At 53.5% G+C, this 20,427-nt stretch carries 19 protein-coding genes; 5 read left to right on the top strand and 14 right to left on the bottom strand.

The features are described 5' to 3' along the window. Window positions 1–57: 57 nt before the first annotated feature. From mtgA to ACWWD9_RS02045, 3 genes are read right to left on the bottom strand one after another with little or no spacing between them, the layout of a single operon-like run. A complete protein-coding gene (gene mtgA / locus ACWWD9_RS02055; RefSeq protein ID WP_455867573.1) occupies window positions 58–750 on the bottom strand; it encodes a monofunctional biosynthetic peptidoglycan transglycosylase in 693 nt (230 codons plus the stop codon). Continuing rightward, window positions 747–1,571, bottom strand: coding sequence for a shikimate dehydrogenase (aroE, locus tag ACWWD9_RS02050; RefSeq protein WP_455867572.1), 825 nt, complete (start codon window positions 1,569–1,571; stop codon window positions 747–749). Before aroE ends, mtgA begins: the two co-directional genes overlap by 4 nt. Before the next feature lie 18 nt (window positions 1,572–1,589). After that, a complete protein-coding gene (locus tag ACWWD9_RS02045) occupies window positions 1,590–2,045 on the bottom strand; it encodes a rhodanese-like domain-containing protein (RefSeq protein WP_015830988.1) in 456 nt (151 codons plus the stop codon). Between the two features lie 267 nt (window positions 2,046–2,312). On the opposite strand from ACWWD9_RS02045, the gene glnA reads away from it, so the two are divergent. From glnA to ntrC, 4 genes are all read left to right on the top strand, one after another. Continuing rightward, window positions 2,313–3,722: a type I glutamate--ammonia ligase gene (glnA, locus tag ACWWD9_RS02040; RefSeq protein WP_013443202.1), complete on the top strand. Its 1,410-nt coding sequence runs from the start codon at window positions 2,313–2,315 to the stop codon at window positions 3,720–3,722. Window positions 3,723–3,836: 114 nt separating this feature from the next. Then, window positions 3,837–4,328, top strand: a complete 492-nt coding sequence (locus ACWWD9_RS02035; RefSeq protein WP_015830989.1) for a DUF4124 domain-containing protein — start codon at window positions 3,837–3,839, stop codon at window positions 4,326–4,328. A gap of 123 nt (window positions 4,329–4,451) precedes the next feature. Beyond that, window positions 4,452–5,534, top strand: a complete 1,083-nt coding sequence (gene glnL, locus ACWWD9_RS02030; protein WP_013443204.1) for a nitrogen regulation protein NR(II) — start codon at window positions 4,452–4,454, stop codon at window positions 5,532–5,534. A gap of 44 nt (window positions 5,535–5,578) precedes the next feature. Next, window positions 5,579–6,967: a nitrogen regulation protein NR(I) gene (gene ntrC / locus ACWWD9_RS02025; RefSeq protein ID WP_013443205.1), complete on the top strand. Its 1,389-nt coding sequence runs from the start codon at window positions 5,579–5,581 to the stop codon at window positions 6,965–6,967. A 41-nt stretch (window positions 6,968–7,008) separates the two neighbouring features. Here the strand turns inward: ntrC and ACWWD9_RS02020 are convergent, their stop codons facing one another. From ACWWD9_RS02020 to ACWWD9_RS01970, 11 genes are all read right to left on the bottom strand, one after another. Beyond that, entirely contained in the window at window positions 7,009–8,151 is a 1,143-nt protein-coding gene (locus ACWWD9_RS02020) for a tetratricopeptide repeat protein (RefSeq protein ID WP_455867571.1), read from the bottom strand. Window positions 8,152–8,240: 89 nt separating this feature from the next. Next, window positions 8,241–8,492 carry a hypothetical protein gene (locus ACWWD9_RS02015; protein ID WP_015830991.1) on the bottom strand — a complete coding sequence of 84 codons (252 nt, stop codon included), beginning with the start codon at window positions 8,490–8,492 and terminating at the stop codon, window positions 8,241–8,243. Between the two features lie 68 nt (window positions 8,493–8,560). Further along, the gene (locus tag ACWWD9_RS02010) at window positions 8,561–9,763 is read right to left on the bottom strand and encodes a porin (RefSeq protein WP_455867570.1); all 1,203 of its coding nucleotides are present in this window, start codon (window positions 9,761–9,763) and stop codon (window positions 8,561–8,563) included. A gap of 364 nt (window positions 9,764–10,127) precedes the next feature. After that, window positions 10,128–11,255, bottom strand: a complete 1,128-nt coding sequence (locus tag ACWWD9_RS02005) for a deoxyguanosinetriphosphate triphosphohydrolase (protein WP_013443210.1) — start codon at window positions 11,253–11,255, stop codon at window positions 10,128–10,130. Beyond that, window positions 11,252–12,331, bottom strand: a complete 1,080-nt coding sequence (gene aroB / locus ACWWD9_RS02000; protein ID WP_455867569.1) for a 3-dehydroquinate synthase — start codon at window positions 12,329–12,331, stop codon at window positions 11,252–11,254. Before aroB ends, ACWWD9_RS02005 begins: the two co-directional genes overlap by 4 nt. 5 nt (window positions 12,332–12,336) lie before the next feature. After that, window positions 12,337–12,843 carry a shikimate kinase gene (locus ACWWD9_RS01995; RefSeq protein WP_013443212.1) on the bottom strand — a complete coding sequence of 169 codons (507 nt, stop codon included), beginning with the start codon at window positions 12,841–12,843 and terminating at the stop codon, window positions 12,337–12,339. A gap of 65 nt (window positions 12,844–12,908) precedes the next feature. Continuing rightward, window positions 12,909–15,053 (bottom strand): type IV pilus secretin PilQ, encoded by a 2,145-nt coding sequence (pilQ, locus tag ACWWD9_RS01990; RefSeq protein ID WP_455867568.1) that lies wholly within the window; start codon window positions 15,051–15,053, stop codon window positions 12,909–12,911. Between the two features lie 9 nt (window positions 15,054–15,062). Continuing rightward, window positions 15,063–15,596: a pilus assembly protein PilP gene (locus ACWWD9_RS01985; protein ID WP_455867567.1), complete on the bottom strand. Its 534-nt coding sequence runs from the start codon at window positions 15,594–15,596 to the stop codon at window positions 15,063–15,065. 14 nt (window positions 15,597–15,610) lie between these two features. Continuing rightward, window positions 15,611–16,243, bottom strand: coding sequence for a type IV pilus inner membrane component PilO (locus tag ACWWD9_RS01980; protein ID WP_013443215.1), 633 nt, complete (start codon window positions 16,241–16,243; stop codon window positions 15,611–15,613). Further along, complete coding sequence (locus ACWWD9_RS01975) at window positions 16,240–16,821, bottom strand: PilN domain-containing protein (protein WP_455867566.1); 582 nt, start codon at window positions 16,819–16,821, stop codon at window positions 16,240–16,242. The genes ACWWD9_RS01980 and ACWWD9_RS01975 overlap by 4 nt, the downstream gene beginning before the upstream one ends. Continuing rightward, window positions 16,818–17,891: a pilus assembly protein PilM gene (locus ACWWD9_RS01970; protein ID WP_455867565.1), complete on the bottom strand. Its 1,074-nt coding sequence runs from the start codon at window positions 17,889–17,891 to the stop codon at window positions 16,818–16,820. Before ACWWD9_RS01970 ends, ACWWD9_RS01975 begins: the two co-directional genes overlap by 4 nt. 160 nt (window positions 17,892–18,051) lie before the next feature. On the opposite strand from ACWWD9_RS01970, the gene ACWWD9_RS01965 reads away from it, so the two are divergent. Next, window positions 18,052–20,415 carry a penicillin-binding protein 1A gene (locus tag ACWWD9_RS01965; protein ID WP_013443218.1) on the top strand — a complete coding sequence of 788 codons (2,364 nt, stop codon included), beginning with the start codon at window positions 18,052–18,054 and terminating at the stop codon, window positions 20,413–20,415. The last annotated feature ends 12 nt before the right edge of the window (window positions 20,416–20,427 follow it).

Genomic DNA, 20,427 nt, shown 5'->3' with positions numbered 1-20,427 from the left:
ACCCCCACTAATTGTTGTTGCCGGGATTGCTTCCGGTCTTCTGATTACGGCTGGCGCTCAAGGAACACTAACAGCATTCATCCGCGCCTGGATGATGCCCGTTTTTTTCAGCAAGCCGCGCGCATTTCGATGGCTGTCATAATAGCGCGGATTTGGCACCATGGCAGCGAGTTTGGCGGCTTGCGGTGCTGTCAGGCCTTTTGCAGAAGTATGAAAGTAATACCTTGCAGCGGCTTCGGCACCAAATACGCCATTTCCCCACTCAATCACATTCAGGTAAATCTCATAGATACGCCGCTTGCTCATCATTTTTTCCAGCATGAGCGTGATCATGGCTTCTTCCAGTTTGCGCCAGGGTGTGCGGCGCGTCGACAGAAACAGATTTTTGGAAAGCTGCTGGCTGATGGTAGAGCCACCCGCCACGATACGGCCTTTTTTCAGGTTTTTCTCATAAGCCTTCTGGATACCATCCCAATCAAAGCCTTCATGCTCGACAAACCGGGAATCCTCGGCGGCGATTACCGCCCGTTTCAGATGGATGGATATCTGGCTGTAAGGCACCCACTGATGCCGCAACTCGGCACCGGGTTTATCTTCCTGCAGCAATTCCAGGCGATCGCGCATGAAAGCACTGCTATCCGGATTGTGCTGCACCCACCAGCAGATATGCAGGAATATCCAGAGCTGATACAACACGATCAGCAGCAGCAAGGCCAAGAGGCCGCGCCATATCCATTGGCGCCATGTCATGATTTGAAATGTGCAATCACGGGGGCGGTATCAGGCCGCACCTGGCGCCACAGATAAAACGATTCGGCGGCCTGCTCAATCAGCATGCCGAGGCCATCCACCACATGCTCAGCCCCATGCGTGCGGGCAAAGGCCATGAAGGGGGTCTCCCGACCATACATCATGTCGTAAGCCAGGGATCCTGCCGCAAACATGGTGGGCGGCAAGGGTAACTTAGAGTCGGTCAATCCGGCAGAAGTGGCATTCACGACCACATCAAACGCCTGGCCCGGCAGATCTTCAAAGGCCAGCGCCTGTACCGAGACATACAGCAGCTCGCCCTGCGCTTCCACTTTGCGCACCATGGCAAGTGCCTTGTCCAGCGTACGATTGGCAACGACCAGCAGAGCAGGCTGCTGGGCCAGAATGGGATGCAACACGCCTTCGGCAGCACCGCCAGCCCCGATCAACAGCACGCGCTTGCCGTGCAAGGGAATCGCCAGGTTGTGCTGAATATCCCGTACCAGGCCAGCGCCATCGGTGTTATCGCCAATGATGTGCTCGCCCTGAAACATCAGAGTATTAACGGCACCGGCATCATGGGCACGCTCGGTCAGCTGCGTTGCCAGGGCATATGCCTGCAGCTTGAATGGCACCGTAACGTTGGCGCCTTTATAGCCTTGGGCCCGCATGGCCTGCACGGTCTCAATGAACGCATCAAGGGGAGCCAGCACACGGCCGTACTCAAGCTGCTGCGAGGTTTGCTCGGCAAACATGTGGTGTATCAGCGGCGACTTGCTGTGCTCGACCGGGTTGCCGATCACGGCATAACGATCCATCATCACGACCCTGTCTGTATTTTAGCTATTCGTCCAGGGCAGGCCAGCCGCTTTCCAGCCATTAATCTTGCCACGCTGACCCGTTTGCGGATCGGTAGCGCCTTCGAAACCTTCCAATACGTTGTAAGCCTCGGTGTACCCCATGGAGTTAGCCAGCACTGCCGCATTGTGCGAACGGCCACCCGTGCGGCACAAAAACATCACCAGCGCTTCGCGATCCACCTGCTTGTCCAGATGCGCAGCAAAATCAGGGTTGGCTACCATGCCGGGATAAAATGCCCACTCAATGCTCAATGCCTGAGGAACGCGCCCCACCAGCTCAAGCTCGGCGCGGCTTCTTACATCTACCAGACAGGCGCCCGGAGCGGATGCCATCAGCTGCTGGGCTTCCTCTGGCGTCAGAGCGCCTGCATAAGGCAAATTGTTTACCTGAGCGCGCTGCTTGGCTTTTTGTAATATTTGATTGATAGTTTCCATGGTGCACTCGATTATTTTGTAGATTTACCCCGAAGTATAGCGAGAATTTTGCGACCTGAGCCAAAAGCACCAATTTGGTGCATTTGCCCTATCGATCGCCCGAATTCGGTGCCCCGCTTTTTTATTCTCTTTTCTAAGTGATTATGTGAAAATGAGAATCTCGGGGTTTCCGATGGCACGTTTCCTGCTAGATACATTCAGCAGTTTTTCTATCAAACCATGGGGTTTGATTACTTAATTTACGCTTTTACGTTTTAGGAGAATGAAATGGCGGTAGCCGACGTAATGAAAATGGTGAAGGAAAATGACATCAAGTTTGTTGATTTCCGTTTCACCGATACCAGAGGTAAAGAACAGCACGTAACTGTACCCATCTCAGCGTTCGATGAAAGCAAATTTACCGAAGGCCACGCATTCGACGGTTCATCTATCGCCGGCTGGAAAGGTATTCAAGCTTCCGACATGCAACTGATGCCTGATCCTGAGACTGCCAATATCGATCCATTCATGGACGAACCTACACTGATTCTGAGCTGTGACGTGGTAGATCCTACCGACGGCAAGGGCTACGACCGTTGCCCACGCAGCTTGGCAAAACGCGCTGAGGCTTACCTGAAGTCCAGCGGTCTGGGTGACACCGCCTACTTCGGTCCAGAACCCGAATTTTTCATTTTCGACTCCATCCAGTGGAATGCCGGCATGGAAGGCTGTTCCGTCAAGATCAACTCCGAAGAAGGTGCATGGGCATCTGGCGAGAAGTTCGAAAGCGGCAACACCGGTCACCGTCCTGGCGTAAAGGGCGGCTACTTCCCAGTACCTCCAGTCGATTCCTTCCAGGATCTGCGCTCTGCCATGGTCATCGCCCTTGAAAACATGGGCGTGCCTGTTGAAGTGCACCACCACGAAGTGGCAACGGCTGGTCAATGTGAAATCGGCACCAAGTTCAGCACTCTGGTACAACGTGCCGACTGGACGCAATTGCTGAAGTACGTGGTACTGAACACCGCTCACGCTTACGGCAAAACCGCCACCTTCATGCCTAAGCCTATCGTTGGCGACAACGGTTCCGGCATGCACGTGCACCAATCCGTATGGAAAGATGGCAAGAACCTGTTCGCAGGCAACGGCTACGCTGGCCTGTCCGAGTTCGCCCTGTACTACATCGGCGGCATCATCAAGCACGCTCGCGCGCTGAATGCGATCACCAATCCAGGCACCAACTCCTACAAGCGTCTGGTTCCAGGCTTTGAAGCTCCAGTTAAGCTGGCTTACTCTGCCAAGAACCGTTCGGCTTCCATCCGTATTCCTTTCGTGCATTCCGACAAGGCTCGCCGCGTTGAAGCTCGCTTCCCTGATCCTACTGCCAACCCATACCTGGCATTCAGCGCCCTGCTGATGGCCGGTCTGGACGGCGTACAGAACAAGATTCACCCAGGTGAGCCAGCAACCAAGGATCTCTACCATCTGCCTCCTGAGGAAGATGCAGCGATCCCAACCGTTTGCTCCTCCCTGGAACAAGCACTGGAATATCTGGACAAGGATCGCGAGTTCCTCACCCGTGGTGGTGTGTTCTCCGATGACTGGATCGACAGCTACATCGCATTGAAGATGGAGGAAGTCACCAGAATGCGCATGACACCGCATCCTATCGAGTTCGCCATGTACTACAGCTGCTAATCACAGCATGTTAAAAAAGGCGGGGCAACCCGCCTTTTTTATTGCCTGCCACTCTTGCGCACCTGTTAACTGACGCGCGTTGCCACCCGATGGCTTCTCATCTAAACTCAATGCATGAAATTTCTATTGCTGTGTTGCGGCTTGCTAGCTGGATTGACGGTGCAAGCGGCCGATATCTATAAATGCGTTGATGAGTCTGGCCAACCGACATTCACGGACGCTAAAACGCGGACCCTCTACAAGAATTGCCAGCTTTTCCTGAAAGGCGACAATGCCTTGCCCGTGCCCTCAGGCAAAAAAGAGCGGGCAAGAACGCCTACGCCTTCGGACTTTCCCAAGGTAGACAGGAGCACGCAAACCCGCCGGGATGATACCCGCCGGCAGATTTTGCAGGATGAACTCGCCACTGAGAAAAAAGCGCTGGAAGAAGCAAGGCAAGCTTATAACGAAGGCAGCGCGAACCCCGAGGTGTATCGCACTGCCGATGGCAAGACCTTGAGAAACGTCACAAAATTCGAAGAAAAAATGCGCCGGCTGAAAGCCGATGTCGACACGCACGAAAACAATGTAAAGCTGCTGCAAAAAGAGCTCAATGGCATGAAATAAGCTGAAGTTTCATGGTGTTGCGTTTTAAAGATGCAGATTCAACATCCTTAAGGTCAATCTTATGCAACGCTTTTTCACCGCCTTAACGCCATGCTCTGGCCTGGCTTTTGCTTAACCACTGCCATGGTACATATTATTCCTCCGACATTCGCTGGTCTCGAACATCTCGCCACTGCCGTCATCCTGCTGGATGATTCCCGCAAGGTCATATATGCCAATCCGGGGGCTGAAATCCTGTTTGCATTAAGCGCCAAACAGATTACCGGGCTGGATATTTTTCAGGTATTTCCTGAATGCGAAATCCTGCACTCGGCCGTGGAAAATGCGATCAGCAATCGCAGTCCATTTCGCGAACATGAGTTTCTCATCACCACCATGCGCCAAAGTTCTGTCGCTGTCACTTGCACGGTGACCCCGGTGGATGTGAATCCGGCCTGCCTGGTACTTGAGTTCCAGCAGATGGATCAGCAACTGCGCATTGCGCGCGAGGAACGCATGCTCATCCAGCAGCAAGCGAACGCTGAGTTGTTACGCAATCTCGCCCACGAGATCCGTAATCCGCTGGGCGGGCTGCGCGGGGCGGCACAATTGCTGGAGCATGAACTGCCACAGGTCAATTTGCGCGAATACACCCAGGTCATCATCAAAGAGGCGGATCGCCTGCAGTCACTGATGGATCGCTTGCTGGTGCCGCACCGCGTGCCTAAGTACGAACCCACGAATATTCATGAGGTGCTGGAACGCGTGCGCAGCCTGTTGCTGGCGGAGTCACCCAAAGCCATTATGGTCAAGCGCGATTACGACACCAGCCTGCCCGAGCTGATTGGCGATCGTGAGAAACTGATACAAGCCGTGCTGAACATCGCCCGCAATGCTGCACAGGCCATGCAGGGCACCGGGCAGATCACACTACGCACCCGCGCCGAACGGCAGGTAACGTTAGCCAAGAAACGCTACCGGGTAGCGATACGCCTGCAAATTATCGACAACGGCCCTGGCATTCCTCCTGATATCCGCGATCGCATTTTTTATCCACTAGTCTCAGGCCGCGAAGGTGGCTCCGGCCTCGGGCTGACGCTGGCACAGACATTCATCACCCAGCATCACGGCATGATTGAATGCGAGAGTGAACCAGGCAAAACCTGCTTCACCATTCTGCTACCCATCGAAACGACCGCCATGAAAGGCTTTATTGCCAAGCAGTAAACTCACGTAGAACACATGAACGATTTTAAACACACAGGCAAGCTATGAAACCAATCTGGATTATTGACGACGACAAATCGATACGCTGGGTCTTTGAAAAAGCGCTGGCGCGCACCGACATGGATTTCAAGACCTTCGCCTCCGTGCCCGAGGCACTCAATGCGCTGACCCGGGAAGAACCACAAGTGATTGTCAGCGACATTCGCATGCCCAACGGTTCTGGCCTCGACTTCCTCGATGAGGTAAAAAAACGCCTGCCTGAGATTCCTGTCATCATCATGACGGCATACTCCGATCTCGAAAGTGCCGTTGCGGCATTTCAGGGTGGCGCTTTTGAATATCTGGCCAAGCCTTTTGATGTAGATCAGGCGATTGAGATCATCCGGCGCGCCGTTGAAGAAAGCATGCGTCAGGCCACGGAAGCCGTTACACCAGAAGCGACACCGGAAATCATTGGCCAGGCCCCTGCCATGCAGGAGGTATTCCGTGCCATTGGCCGCTTGAGCCGCTCGCATGCCACCGTACTCATTAATGGCGAATCAGGCACCGGCAAAGAGCTGGTTGCCAGCGCCCTGCATCGGCATAGTCCGCGCGCAGACAAACCCTTTATCGCGATCAACACGGCAGCCATCCCCAAGGATCTGCTGGAGTCCGAGCTGTTCGGCCATGAACGCGGCGCCTTCACCGGCGCGCAGGCAGCACGACGCGGCCGCTTTGAACAAGCCGATGGCGGCACCCTGTTTCTGGATGAAATTGGCGACATGCCTTCTGATCTGCAAACGCGCTTGCTGCGCGTGTTGTGCGATGGCCAGTTTTATCGCGTCGGCGGGCATCAACCCGTCAAGGTTAATGTGCGCATCATTGCCGCCACTCACCAGGATCTGGAGGAGCGCGTGAAGCTCGGCCTGTTCCGTGAAGACTTGTTCCACCGGCTGAATGTGATACGCCTGCGTCTGCCGCCCTTGCGCGAGCGTCGTGAGGATGTGCCTCTGCTGGTCAAGCACTTCCTGCAACAAAGCGCGCAAGAGCTCGGCGTAGAAGCCAAACAACCGTCTGCAAGTGCGCTACGTTACCTTGCCACCATGAGCTGGAGCGGCAATGTGCGGCAGCTTGAGAATGTCTGCCACTGGCTGACCGTGATGGCGCCAGGCCAGAATATTGATGTGGCAGATTTGCCGCCAGAATTGAAGGAGGATAGCAGCAAGCCAACTACCGCCACCTCCTGGCAAGAAGCGCTGGCAGCGGAAGTCATGGATGCGCTCAATCGCGGGGAGCAGGAAATTCTGGAAACACGCACCAAGGAATTCGAGAAAATCCTGATTAGCCGTGCGCTGAGCCATACCGGGGGCCGTCGCATCGAAGCAGCGACACAACTCGGTATGGGCCGCAACACCCTGACCCGCAAGATTCAGGAGTTAGGGATAGAGGAATAACAAAACGAAACGATAAGGATACGAGGACACCGGGCCAGTGATCAGTGCTGGCCCACCTCGGTAATCTTCACCACCACCTGCTTGGTAAAGAAACTCACCGCCAGATATTCGTAGCGCCAACCATAAGCAACGACCGCCTCCTGAAAAGCCTTGTACTCATCCTCGCGCCAATGCTCGTTACCAATGTATTCATCAAAGACGATTATCGTACCCGGAACAATACGATCTGCCAGCGTATCCAGCACTGTCTTGGTTGAGCTGTAGATATCGCAGTCGATGTTGATGAGGCGAACAGCGCCTTCGTGTTTTGCTACGAATACAGGCAAGGTTTCATCAAACCACCCGGCGTGCAGTTTAACCATAGGCGGCACTTTGGGTATCACGCCCTTGGTCGAGTAACTGCCTCGAGATTCGGCATGCCAATCCTCGGGCAAGCCCTGAAAGCTGTCAAAACCATGCGCTTCTTGCCCGACCAGCTGTACCAGTTGCCGGATGCTGTTGCCATGTCGCACCCCAAACTCCATTACCAGGCCCTTGATATTGGCTTGAGCAACGGCACGTTTGAACGTCGCAAGGTTGCTCCCCGTAATCAGCGGCTTCTCTGACAACGCACGGAAATAATGCCAGGCATCCAGACGCGCTTTCATCAGCGGGCTGGTAACATCCAGCATCTGTTCCATCTGCAGGCTTTGCTCCAGCTTGCCAGCATAATCAAGCAGAATCGCCAGCATCAAGCGCGCCTCCTGATCATGTGGATTCAAGGCCAACACCTTGTTCAACGCCTCACAAGCCGGCAGATAATCACCCGGCCGAATCAACAAAGCATGCAGGTTATACCAGGCATCCAGATAACGGGCATCCAATGCAATCGCCTGCTTATAACACTGCTCAGCCTCTTTGAGCTTACCCTGCTCGTGCCAGGCCAAGCCTAAATTGCTATGGAATTGCGGATTTTTGCTATTGATCTTGATGGCTTTTTGAAAATGCTGCGTCGCCTTTTCCATATTGCCATCCTGCAGGGCGATCACCCCAAGCAAATGAATCGCATCTGGCTGTCGGGCATCAGCGGCGAGTATTTGCTGGCAAATAAGCTCTGCTTGTTTTTGATCGCCCGCGGCATGCAATTGATGTGCCGTACGCAATGCCTGTAATAGACTTACCGGAGCTTGTTGATTGAATGCCATATCTGTCTGTCACTTAGCGCTTGGTGATCATGAGACCACGCGACCAATCAAGTCGCGCAACCCCATGCTATTTCTGAATAAAAGCCAACTCAACGCACGCATTGGAACGTCAACTCACGTCGACCGCCCACTGCACTTTCATTCTTCTTGATCGTTTCATATTCGCCAGCGCAAGCCTTACGGGCTTTTACGTGACAGGAATTCCAGTCCTCGACCGCACCACTGCATGAGGTGTAATACTCGCCATTGCCCTTGGGCACCACAGGCTGTTGTTCACCGTGCATCAACTGTGCACATCCGGGTAAAGCCAATGCAAACAAGCCAATCAACACAAATTTCATTTTCTCTTCCTAAATAAAAACGGCACCCGAAGGTGCCGTTTAAGCTTCAATTCAACTAAGAATAAATCTTAGAAGAACAGAATCGCGCCCAGAGAGATAGTCTTGGCTTTACCGTCACGAGTTGAGTCGAAAGCAACGTTCTCAAGCTTGTTGTCGGTGTATTCAGCAACCAGGTTCAGGCTCTTAGTCAGAGGATGGTAAGCACCAACGATCCAAGACTTGTTCTCGAATTCGCTACCAGTGCCTTCAGGCTTGATTTTGCTGATACCGTAAGAAGCACCCAGCTTGGTACCTACACCTGGAAGAACGTAAGTAGCTTGTACGTAGCCACCCTTGTCATCAGTCTTCTGACCAGCAGTGAATACCAGACCGCTCAGAATGTTAGGGGTACCAGACAAGCCCTTACCATCATAGTAGTAACCAACCAGACCTAGACCAGCTACACTGATCTTACCGCCTACGTCATAACCACGTGATGTATAGCCATCAAATGCTACAGCACTTGTATCGCTGCTATGTTTTTGGCTGATTGCAGAAGCCCAGATCTTACCAGCGTAATCGCCAGTCCACTCATAGCTAACCTTACCTTCGTAGCCCATGTCGTTACGGATAGCCGAGTTACTTGCCGAGATTGCATTGCCGTTACTATCGGTAGTAGCGGAACCCAGAGAATTACTCCAAGGCTCACGTACACCTACAGCAAAGCTAAAACCATTCCAGTTTGGGGAAGTATAGGAGATTTGACCAACCCAGTCTGCATACATGTAGCCAGAACCGATACGACCGAGTGTTGAAGAACCACCGCTACCAGCACCGATACCAACGCCCAGCAGAGTCATGTCAGACAAGATAGCGTCAGAACCATAGATGCCCAGATCACGACCACCCTTGATAGTACCCCAGCTCTTGTCACCGAAGGTCAAGTAGGCTTGACGAATATTCAGGCTGTTATTACCGCCAGATGAACCATTACCAGAATCAACACCGGTGAAGAATGTGAATTGGAATGCGATGTCCAGATCGTTTTGACGAGTCTTACCACCGATACCCAGAGCGGAAGGCAGCAGACCGGTTTGCACGGTGTTAGCTACATCTTCCTGACCTGCGGTTCTGAGATCGCCAGAGAATTTAGTGTGAGTGTAGTAAGCGTTAACGTTACCACCGATGTCGATTGTCCAATCACCAGCAGGGATGGTGATCGCAGCGTTAGCAGCAGATGCGCCAAATGCCATTACAGCACCAGCTACTGCCAGGCCCAGTTTCTTGTTCATATAAATCTCCTAATGCGTTTTATATTAACTTTCGTACACTTTTTGCATGTGCATCGAAAGAGTTCGCGAACTCCCCTTGCGAGAAGGTAGATGCAGTATGCCAAAGTCGAAAGTTGCGCCGCAAGACAAATATACGATTTCGTTACAATTTATTAACGAATGTTGTTTTCATGCAACACGATGTAGCTTTGTGTAAATTTGCACTAAAAATAAGGGCTGAGTGTTGGAGGAAATTAATAATGACATCAGCCCCTTAGGAGATTCTTCTAAGAGATTAAAAGAGATGGCGCGCGCGATCGAGATGACGATGCAGAATTCAGCAAAGAACCTCAACGCCACTGGCATGAGGCCCTCAACCCGCTATTTAAAGCTCGCGTTCTGAGATCGAAAACATGCGCTGGTATTCACGCATGGCATATCGATCGGTCATGCCTGCTATATAGTCAGCCACCGCGCGAGGCTTGTCTTGTTCAGCGCGTTGTTGAAATTCGTCAGGCATGATGGTGCTGTCCAGCATGAACTCGCGAAACAGCTCGGTAATGATGCGATGCGCCTTATTGCTCATGCGATTAACGCGGTAATGGCGGTAAAGCTTGGTGCGCAGAAACTTTTTGAGCTCGGCCTGCTGTTTGGCCATGCCGGCACTGAAACTGATCAGCGCTGGCGTTTGACGGACTTCTTCAATGGAAGAAGGTGCATGTTCGGCAATATGACGGCTACTTTCACTGCACAAATCGACGATCTGGGTATTGATCATCCGACGTATGGTTTCATGGATCAGACGGCGATCCGCCAGATTGGGATATTTGTCTTTGACCTGTTGCAGGTGCTCGGCAAAAATGGCGACTTCAGCCAGCTGGTCTAGCGATATCAGGCCGGAGCGCAAGCCGTCATCCACATCGTGATTATTATAGGCAATCTCATCGGCAAGATTCGCTACTTGCGCCTCAAGGGAGGGCTGCGTCTTGTTGATGAAGCGCTCGCCCACATCGCCCAGCTTTCTGGCGTTTTTCAGCGAGCAATGCTTGAGTATGCCTTCGCGCATTTCAAAGGTCAGGTTCAGGCCATCAAATTCGGCGTAGCGTTGCTCAAGATGATCGACCACGCGCAGGGATTGCAGGTTATGTTCAAACCCACCGTAATCGCGCATGCATTCATTCAAGGCATCCTGCCCGGCATGGCCAAATGGCGTATGCCCCAGGTCGTGGGCCAGGGCAATCCCTTCGATCAGGTCTTCATGCAGGTTTAAATTACGCGCAATGGCCCGACCAATCTGCGCCACTTCCAGGCTGTGCGTCAGGCGGGTACGAAACAAATCACCTTCGTGATTCACGAAGACCTGGGTTTTATATTCCAGCCGACGGAAGGCGCTGGAGTGAATGATGCGGTCGCGGTCACGTTGAAACTGGTTGCGACCCTGCGGGTCTGGCTCGGCATGCCGCCGCCCCAGGCTGCGCTCGGGATGGGCTGCGTAGTTCGCCAGGCGGCTCATGCTGCCAACGCCAGCGTTGCTTGCAAGGCGGCTTTATCGTAATCGCTGGTGACCAGGGATTTGCCTATGCCTTGTTGCAGGACAAAACGAATCTTGCCATCTACTACCTTTTTATCCAGCCCCATGAGGTCCAAATAACGCTCCACACCCAGAGCTGGCGCTTCCACCGGTAATCCAGCCGCTACAAAAATAGCACGCATGCGGGCAATATCCGCATCGGACAACCAGCCCATGCGACGTGACAAATCGGCCGCCAGCATAGTGCCAGCCGCCACCGCCTCACCATGCAGCCATACGCCATAACCCATGGCATTCTCCACGGCATGCCCGAAGGTATGGCCAAGATTCAGCAGGGCACGCTCACCAGACTCGCGCTCATCTTTGGCAACCACTTCGGCCTTGTTTTCGCATGAGCGATAGATCGCGTAACGCAAGGCATCTTCATCCAAGGCCACCAACTCGGCCATGTGAACTTCTAGCCATTCAAAAAATGGCAAGTCGCGAATCAGGCCGTATTTGATAACCTCGGCAAGGCCCGCAGATAACTCACGCGCTGGCAGGGTATGCAAGGTGGCAATATCCGCCAGCACCAGCTGCGGCTGATAAAACGCGCCTATCATGTTTTTGCCCAAGGGATGGTTGATCCCGGTTTTGCCACCCACAGAGGAATCCACCTGCGATAACAAGGTGGTGGGAATCTGAATGAAAGGAACACCACGCAAATAGGTGGCCGCAGCATAGCCCGTCAGGTCGCCAATCACTCCGCCGCCCAGCGCGATCAAGGTAGTGCTGCGCTCGCAACGGTGCTGCAGCAGGGCGTCGTAGATCAGGTTCAGGGTATCGCTGTTTTTGTACTGCTCACCATCGGGCAGGATGATGGGGATAACGGCAACACCCGCGGCCTGCAATGTTTGCGACAGCTGTTCCAGATACAGCGGCGCGACCGTGGTATTGGTCACGATGGCGACCTGCTTGCGTTTGAGATGCGGCAGGATCAAATCCGCCCGCGCCAGCAAATGACTGCCTATGTGGATAGGATAGGCGCGCTCGCCCAACTCAACCTGTAATGTCTGCATATTCCTTAACCAATCAATGATTCAATCTGGTGAACAATGGTGTTAACCGACTGGCCGCCTGTATCCACCACATGATGCGCCACTTCGCGATACAAAGGGTCGCGCTGCTCGAATAATTGCTCCAGTCGCTTGCGCGGGTCTGCCGTTTGCAGCAAGGGGCGATTTTTATCGTTGCGCGTCCGGATCCACAGCTCGTTCACATGCGCTCTCAGGTAAATGACGGTGCCATGCTGCTTAAGGTTCTTGCGATTTTCATCCAGCAGTACAGCGCCGCCGCCGGTGGCAACCACCACATCAGGCATGCGCACCAGCTCATCTATCATGGCGCTTTCACGGCGACGAAATCCCGCCTCGCCTTCCACTTCAAAAATGTAGGGAATGCTGACGCCAGTGCGGCGCTCAATCTCGTGATCGCTATCGTAGAACGCTTTATGCAGATGCTTGGCCAGCACACGGCCCACGGTGGTTTTGCCTGCACCCATCAGCCCGACAAAAAAGATGTTCCCCGCCATAAAAAATGCCTGTTATTTTCATAACAGGCATTTTAAGGGATTACGTTCGGACTGTCAGATATTGTCTAGCGGATAGACAGATTGTCATCCATGATCTTGGGCGTGATGAAAATCAGCAGTTCGGTTTTGTCATTCTGCTTCACGCGGCGTTTGAACACGTTACCCACGAAAGGCAAATCGCCAAAGAAGGGCACCTTGTCCACGTCATTACGTTCGGTCTGCTCGTAAATGCCACCCAGCACGGCAGTTTCACCGTTAGATACCAGTACCTGGGTATCCACACTCTGCGTTTCAATCGATGGCACACCGGAGAAAATCTGGCCCACACGGTCTTTCTTGATGGTGAGATCCATGATGATCTTGTCATCCGGCGTGACTTGCGGGGTCACTTCCAGACTCAGCGTCGCATCCACAAACTGCACGCTCGTTGCACCACTGCTGCTGGCACGCAAATACGGAATCTTGGTACCTTGCTGGATCTGGGCTTTTTTCTGGTTGGCCGTGGTCACACGCGGGCTGGACACCACCTTGCCACGCTTGTCGGTTTCCAGTGCCGACAACTCAAGGTTGAGCAGCAAACCGGCTGGCAGGCGCAGCAGGGTAAAGGCCAGGTTGCCGTAAGCATTGGAAACCGGCAGATTGGACATCAGGTCGGGCTCGCCATCGGAGCTGGTTGCCGTGCTGCCTGTGGTGGCTGTCTGGATGGTACCGTTATGTGTACCCTGAGTGATGGTGCCATCGCTGGACACTTCGGTAATACGGTTACCCAAGGTACCGCCAATCACGTTTCTGCCATCGGCACTTTGCTGGGTCATGCCGAAACGTGCCCCCAGGCTCTTGCCAAATTTTTCATCCGCAATCACCAGGCGCGACTCGATCATCACCTGCTTCACAGGAATATCGGTCTTGTTGATGATCTGCTGGATTTCTTCCAGATGCTTGGCGGTATCCTGCACAAACACGGTATTGGTTCTGGGGTCCAGCACGGCACTGCCACGCTTGGACAATATCTTCTGCTTTTCATCGGTGAGGATATTCTTCAGCGATTCGGCCTTCATGTACTTCAAGGTGAAGACTTCCGTACGCACAGGCTCCAGATCCTCAATCTGCTGGCTGGCTTCCAGACTCAGCTTCTCCTTGGCGGCGACTTCTTCCATCGGCGCCACCATGATGACATTGCCGGATTTACGCTGGGTAAGGCCCTTGCTGGACATGATGATATCCAGCGCCTGATCCCAAGGCACATCTTTCAGGCGCAAAGTCAGATTGCCAGATACCGTATCGCTGGTAATGATGTTCAAGCCAGTGAAGTCGGCAATCACCTGCAGCACCGAGCGCACGTCAATATTCTGGAAGTTCAGGGAAAGCTTTTCGCCGGCATACCCGGGCTTGCTGCCCTGTACCAGTTTGTTGGGGTCTTCCACCACTGGGCGAACATCAATAATGAATTTCTTGTCCGCCTGATAGGCAGACTGCTCCCAGTTGCCTTTGGGCTCGATCACCAGGCGGGTATTCTTGCCCTGCTGCATGGCATCGACATACAGCACAGGCGTATTGAAGTTGATTACGTTAAGCCGACGTTGCAAGGAAGCGGCAATATCGGTATTCACAAAATCCACCACGATGGTTTTGCCTTGCTGGCGGATATCAATCCCGGCGGCAGGATCAGACAAATCCACCATCACGCGGCCTTCGCCATTCTTGCCGCGCATGAAATCCACATTGGTCACACTATGCGATTTATCGCCCGCCTTGGGCTCGGCAAAGCGGGTTACCGTGGTCTGGTTGGCAGCAACTTCGGTGGTTTGCAACAGAATAATCGTGGCATTGCCATCGGTACTGGTGCTATAGCCCACAGACTTGCTGAGATTCAGCACCATCCGGGTTCTGTCTTTTGCCTGTGCCAGGCTCACACTTTTCAGCACGCCCTGCTCGGCAGGCAAGCTGTTGCGCTGCAAGCCATTGCCCACACCGGGGAAATCCAGCGCGATACGGGAGGGATTGGTCAGGGTAAAACCGGCAGGCACATTCGAAAGCGGCTGCGTAGTCTGAATACGCACGGCGACACGCCCACCGGGCATGGCGGAAAACTCGACCTTTTCAATTTTGTTGAGGAATGCGTTCTGCTCATCCGCAGCCGCTGCCGGTGAAACTAGCGTCAACATCACGAAGATGCCCGCCAGGCCGCTAAAAAATTTGCTGTATGTCATTTCACCACCCTATTCCTGCAATCCCATACTTGAAGTTCTTTCCGTCCAGTCGCCGCTGAGCTCGTCCTGTACGATTTCTTTTAATACCACTGCGTCATCATTTATATCGGTCACGATCCCGAAATTTTGACCCACGTAATTGCCTATTTTTACTTGCTGGATATTTTCATCCGGCGTTTTTATCAAGGCATACTTCAAATTGGCTTTGCTGAGCGACCCCACATATTTGAGGCTTTCCAGCGGATAACCCTCAAGCGGCTCACGTGCACGACTGAGATTGGGCTGCAAACCTCTTCCGGACTGGGCCTTGCGCGCCTTGAACGGATCATGCAAGGTGCCATCCGCGTTGTATTCAAACGGACTGTAAGGCTTCACTTCGGGGATAGGTTCGATCTTGACTTTCATGTCCTTGGCCGCGTTCTGCATGAATTGGTCAAGGTCATCGCCCTGATCACCGCCGCAGGCACTGAGCACCAATGCCAGACACATGGCGCAAAACACGCGCAGCGATGCCAGGGTGGAGGTTGGGGAATTATTCATCATGATTGGCCGCATCCTTATTTCTTGATCGCTTTGTCAGCGGCTTTTTTGGCGGCCACTTCATTGGCATCCAGATAGCGGTAGGTCTTGGCGACGGCTTCCATGACCAGCTTCGAATCCTTGCTATCCTTGTTGGCGCTGCTGATCGCAATGTCGTTCAAAGTCACGATGCGAGAAAGGCGAGATACATCCGCCGCAAACAGGCCAAGATCGTGGTAATTGCCTATCACCTTGATGGAAATGGGCATCTCGGCATAAAAATCCGCCACCACTTCCTGACCGGGTTTGAACAGCTCAAACTCCAGGCCACGCTCCAGGCCCACCTGATTGATATCGGTGAGCAAGCCATCCATCTGCGATTTATCCGGCAACTGCTTCAGCAGTGCGCCAAATGTTCGCTCGATTTCCACCATCTGTTTTTTGTAAGCCTCCAGATTGATGGCCTGACGCTTTTTGGTGACAAATACTTCGCGCAACTGGCCTTCCTTCGCTTTGGCCTGATCCAGTTCTTCCAGCGACGGGCTCCAGACAAACCAGTAGCCAGCCGCCACAATCAGCAGCAACATCACGCCCAACAATACCGCTTTCACCGGCAAAGGCAGGTTGCCAGCGGTCTTCAGATCAATCTGGTTGAAATCCTGTAAATTCATGAGATTTTGCCCTTGGGCTCATCAGCGCTGTCAGGCTGCCGGATCTTGATATTGACGTTCATGATGAAGTCGTTCTGCTTCATGCCATTGACGGTAGCGGATTTGATTTCGACCAGGCTGGGCGACTCCATGGCAGGCGAGCTGGAAAGGTTACGCACCAGGGCGGCCACACGCGCATTGGTATCCGCGATGCCTTCAATGGTAATGACGCTGCCTTGCTGCTTGATCGACTTGAGGAACATGCCCTCTGGCAGCTCACGTGACAATTCATCCAGAACCATCACGGTCTGGCTACGGTTGGTTTGCAGGTTTTCCACCACCTGCTTGCGCTCAAGCACCGCACTGATTTCGTTTTTCAGCTCCTTGATTTCGGCAATCTGCTGGTCAAGCTGGGCGTTAGCTTGTTCGAGGCGGGTATTGCGATTCACCTGGGAATCAATATTGGCACCGATAAAGGTCTGCACCATAAACACAATGACCACGCCCAGAATCAACGTACCCACCAGCATGAGGTTGAATTCACGCTGACGCTCGGCGCGTTTAATCTGCCGGTGTGGCAGCAGGTTGATTCTGATCATGCATGCACCCCGCGCATCGCCAGTCCGCAAGCAATCAGCATGGATGGCGCATCGGCCATTAATTGCTGCAGCTTGATCTTGGGGTTGATCGTCATGCCCGCAAACGGGTTGGCGATTATCGCATTTACCTGGGTACGCTCCTGCACCAAGGCATCAATGCCAGGAATCGCCGCACACCCGCCCGCCAGAACGATATGGTCGACGCGGTTGTACTGGGTTGAACTGGTGAAGAATTGCAGGGCGCGCGCCACTTCAAGCGCCAGGGTCTGCATGAAGGGCTGCATGACTTCGGCCTCGTAGCTTTCTGGCAGGCCACCCTTGCGTTTGGAGATTTCGGCCTCTTCTGGCGTGAGGCCAAAGCGGCGCTGGATTTCCTGGGTAAGCTGGCCGCCACCGAACGTCTGTTCGCGGATGTAAACCGATTGATTGTTGTGCAGCACATTGATGTGAGTCATCACCGCGCCAATATCCACAATCATCACAGTCTGCTCACGCCCCTGATTGGGCAATTGATTGGCGATCAGCGTGTAGGCCGCCTCGGTAGCGTAGGTTTCCACATCCACCACCAGCGCCTTGAGTCCAGCACCTTCCACCGCGGCAACGCGATCTTCGATTTTTTCCTTGCGGGAAGCGGCAATCAGGACTTCAACTTCTTCGGCACTGCTGGGAGCGGGGCCCAGTACTTGAAAATCGATATTGACTTCATCCAGCGAGAACGGGATGTATTGATTGGCTTCGCCCTCGACTTGCAGCTCCATCTCTTCTTCGCGCAAGCCGCCAGGCATGATGACTTTTTTACTGATGACAGCCGCAGCTGGCAATGCCAGTGCTGTGCGTTTTTCGCGGGAACCGAGCAGCTTCCAGGCGCGCTTGACGGCATCTGCCACCTGCTCAAGACCGGCAATGTTGCCATCGACGACAGCATCTTTGGCCAGCGAGGCGATAGCGTACCCCTCCAGGTGGTAACCACCCTTGCTTCCCGTCGACAGCTCGACCATTTTGACGGAGCTAGCGCTTATGTCCACCCCCACCAACGGCTGCGTCTTTTCTTTGAAAAAGTCGAATTTCAAAATGAAATTCCCTTTCTATATTGAGTAGTTACGCGCAACACTAATAATTTACATTAAATGCTAGCAACAAGTTTAAATAGTGTAAAGCGAATTATATTTTTCCATTTGGCCGATCAGACTCATATAATGTCCCCACATCGTTTACTGATTAAATCTCTCCATGCTTCCCAAAAAATGGTGGCAGTTTCTGATTCTGATTGCCCTGGTACTCGGATTGGTTTTCACTGCGCTCATCGGCCTCGCGGCCACCCTTATCTACCCGGAACTACCCTCGCTTGATGCACTGACGGACTACAAACCCAAGGTGCCATTACGGGTATATTCCGAGGACAATTACCTCATCGGTGAATTTGGTGAAGAGCGCCGCGCCTTCATCAAAATCGAGGATGTACCCGCCTCACTCAAACACGCCATTCTTGCCGCTGAAGATGAACGCTTTTACAAGCACGGCGGGGTAGACACCATGGGCATCCTGCGCGCCGCCATTGCCAACGTCACCTCCGGCAGCTTCAAGGAAGGCGCCAGCACCATTACCATGCAGGTCGCCCGCAACTTCTTTCTCTCCAGCGAAAAAACCGCTTCGCGCAAACTCAGTGAAGCCCTGCTGGCCATCAAGATTGAACACAACCTGACCAAGGATCAGATCCTTGAGCTTTACATCAACCAGATCTACCTGGGGCAGCGTTCGTATGGTTTTGCCGCAGCTTCACAAGTCTATTACGGCAAGCCTTTAAATAAATTGAGTGTGGCGGAAGCCGCCATGCTGGCCGGATTGCCAAAAGCACCTTCCCGCTACAACCCTTTTGCCAATCCAAAACGCGCCACAGCGCGCCAGCACTACGTTTTGCGGCGCATGCAGGAATTGCGCTACATCGATGAAAATACTTACAACAATGCTTTAAAAGAGCCGCAAAAATTCCGTCAGACCAAGCAAGTGCGCGACCTGTCTGCCGATTATGTGGCCGAAATCGCCCGGCAAATGATGTATCAGCGCTACAAGGATGACATCTACACCAGCGGCCTCAAGGTCTACACCACCATCCGCAAATCCAACCAGGAGGCCGCGAACAAGGCCGTGCTGCAAGGCATACTGGATTACGATAGCCGCCATGGCTATCGCGGCCCGGAAAAAGTGATTCATCCACCCGCACACGGCACCGAAGAGGAAGCCAACTGGGTGGACAAGGCCCTGGATGAGATAGAGGTATCGAATGGCCTGATCCCTGCCATGGTCATCAACCTGAGCCCCAAACTGGTGACCGTGCATTCGCAGAGCGGCGAAGATATCCAGATCACCGGCAACGGCCTGTCACTGGTGCAGAAAACACTGAATGAAAAAGACCCGACCAAGCGCAAGCTGCAACCGGGGGCCATTGTTCGCATCGTGAAGACCACGGATGGCTGGCAGATTACGCAACTGCCCCAAGTGCAGTCGGGCTTTATTGCGCTGGACCCTTCCAACGGGGCGGTACGTGCGCTGGTCGGCGGTTTTGATTTCAACCGCAACAAGTTCAACCACGTGACACAGGCCTGGCGCCAGCCGGGTTCCAGCTTCAAGCCATTCATCTATTCAGCCGCGCTGGAAAAAGGCTTCACTCCAGCCAGCATGATCGAGGATGAACCGCTCACGCTGTCGGCTGCCGAAACCGGCAGTGGCTCGGCATGGGAACCCAAAAACTTCGACAACACCTACGAAGGCCCGATGCGCATGCGTACCGCGCTGACCAAGTCCAAGAACATGGTCTCCATCCGCATTTTGCAAAGCATAGGCGTGCGTTACGCGCAAGATTACATTACCCGCTTTGGCTTTTCGCCCAAGGACCACCCTCCTTATCTGGCCATGGCGCTGGGTTCTGGCTCAGTGACGCCCTGGCAGATGGCAGGTGCGTATGCCGTGTTTGCCAATGGCGGCTACCGCGTACGCCCTTACATCATCAGCAAGATCGTGGACCCACGCGGCAAGGTAATCGAAGAAACCAAGTTTGATGAAGTTGGCAAAAATGCCGTGCGGGTAATTGATGGCCGCAACGCCTTCCTCATGACCTCCATGATGCAGGACGTGGCACGTATCGGCACCGCTGCCAAGGCCCGCCAGATTGGCCGTTATGACCTTGCGGGCAAGACCGGCACCACCAATAGCCAGGTCGATGCCTGGTTTGCAGGCTTTAACCCGAAACAAGTCGCCATCACCTGGATCGGTTATGACCAGCCACGCTCGCTCGGCAGCAATGAAACCGGCGGTCGCGCCGCATTGCCGATCTGGATAGACTACATGACCAGCGCCTTGCGCAATATGCCGGATGAGCCATACTCTGTGCCACAGGGCATCACGTCGGTGAAGATCAATCCCCACACCGGCATGCGGGTGAGCGATGATGAAAGCGGCATATATGAATACTTCTATCAGGAATTCATGCCACCAGAAGCTGAAGACAATACCTTCAGTCCGATTCCAGGCTTCCCGACCAGCAAACCGCCAGAATCCACGGCAACGGACCCCACCCGTGCTGATCAGTTGTTCTAGCGTGACGAAAGT

The organism is Methylovorus sp. SPW-M1 (assembly GCF_053848825.1).
Note: the sequence above shows the minus strand (reverse complement) of the source record. Positions and strands in the feature narration are given on the sequence as shown.

Coding starts and splice junctions, on each gene's coding strand:
- ACWWD9_RS02015 (WP_015830991.1), bottom strand. CDS start 8,492: ATGAAATTTGTGTTGATTGGCTTGTTTGCATTGGCTTTACCCGGATGT.
- ACWWD9_RS01975 (WP_455867566.1), bottom strand. CDS start 16,821: ATGATCAGAATCAACCTGCTGCCACACCGGCAGATTAAACGCGCCGAG.
- pilQ (WP_455867568.1), bottom strand. CDS start 15,053: ATGACATACAGCAAATTTTTTAGCGGCCTGGCGGGCATCTTCGTGATG.
- ACWWD9_RS02005 (WP_013443210.1), bottom strand. CDS start 11,255: ATGAGCCGCCTGGCGAACTACGCAGCCCATCCCGAGCGCAGCCTGGGG.
- ACWWD9_RS01965 (WP_013443218.1), top strand. CDS start 18,052: ATGCTTCCCAAAAAATGGTGGCAGTTTCTGATTCTGATTGCCCTGGTA.
- ACWWD9_RS02010 (WP_455867570.1), bottom strand. CDS start 9,763: ATGAACAAGAAACTGGGCCTGGCAGTAGCTGGTGCTGTAATGGCATTT.
- ACWWD9_RS02035 (WP_015830989.1), top strand. CDS start 3,837: ATGAAATTTCTATTGCTGTGTTGCGGCTTGCTAGCTGGATTGACGGTG.
- glnL (WP_013443204.1), top strand. CDS start 4,452: ATGGTACATATTATTCCTCCGACATTCGCTGGTCTCGAACATCTCGCC.
- aroE (WP_455867572.1), bottom strand. CDS start 1,571: ATGATGGATCGTTATGCCGTGATCGGCAACCCGGTCGAGCACAGCAAG.
- mtgA (WP_455867573.1), bottom strand. CDS start 750: ATGACATGGCGCCAATGGATATGGCGCGGCCTCTTGGCCTTGCTGCTG.
- ACWWD9_RS02045 (WP_015830988.1), bottom strand. CDS start 2,045: ATGGAAACTATCAATCAAATATTACAAAAAGCCAAGCAGCGCGCTCAG.
- glnA (WP_013443202.1), top strand. CDS start 2,313: ATGGCGGTAGCCGACGTAATGAAAATGGTGAAGGAAAATGACATCAAG.
- ACWWD9_RS02020 (WP_455867571.1), bottom strand. CDS start 8,151: ATGGCATTCAATCAACAAGCTCCGGTAAGTCTATTACAGGCATTGCGT.
- aroB (WP_455867569.1), bottom strand. CDS start 12,331: ATGCAGACATTACAGGTTGAGTTGGGCGAGCGCGCCTATCCTATCCAC.
- ACWWD9_RS01985 (WP_455867567.1), bottom strand. CDS start 15,596: ATGATGAATAATTCCCCAACCTCCACCCTGGCATCGCTGCGCGTGTTT.
- ntrC (WP_013443205.1), top strand. CDS start 5,579: ATGAAACCAATCTGGATTATTGACGACGACAAATCGATACGCTGGGTC.
- ACWWD9_RS01980 (WP_013443215.1), bottom strand. CDS start 16,243: ATGAATTTACAGGATTTCAACCAGATTGATCTGAAGACCGCTGGCAAC.
- ACWWD9_RS01995 (WP_013443212.1), bottom strand. CDS start 12,843: ATGGCGGGGAACATCTTTTTTGTCGGGCTGATGGGTGCAGGCAAAACC.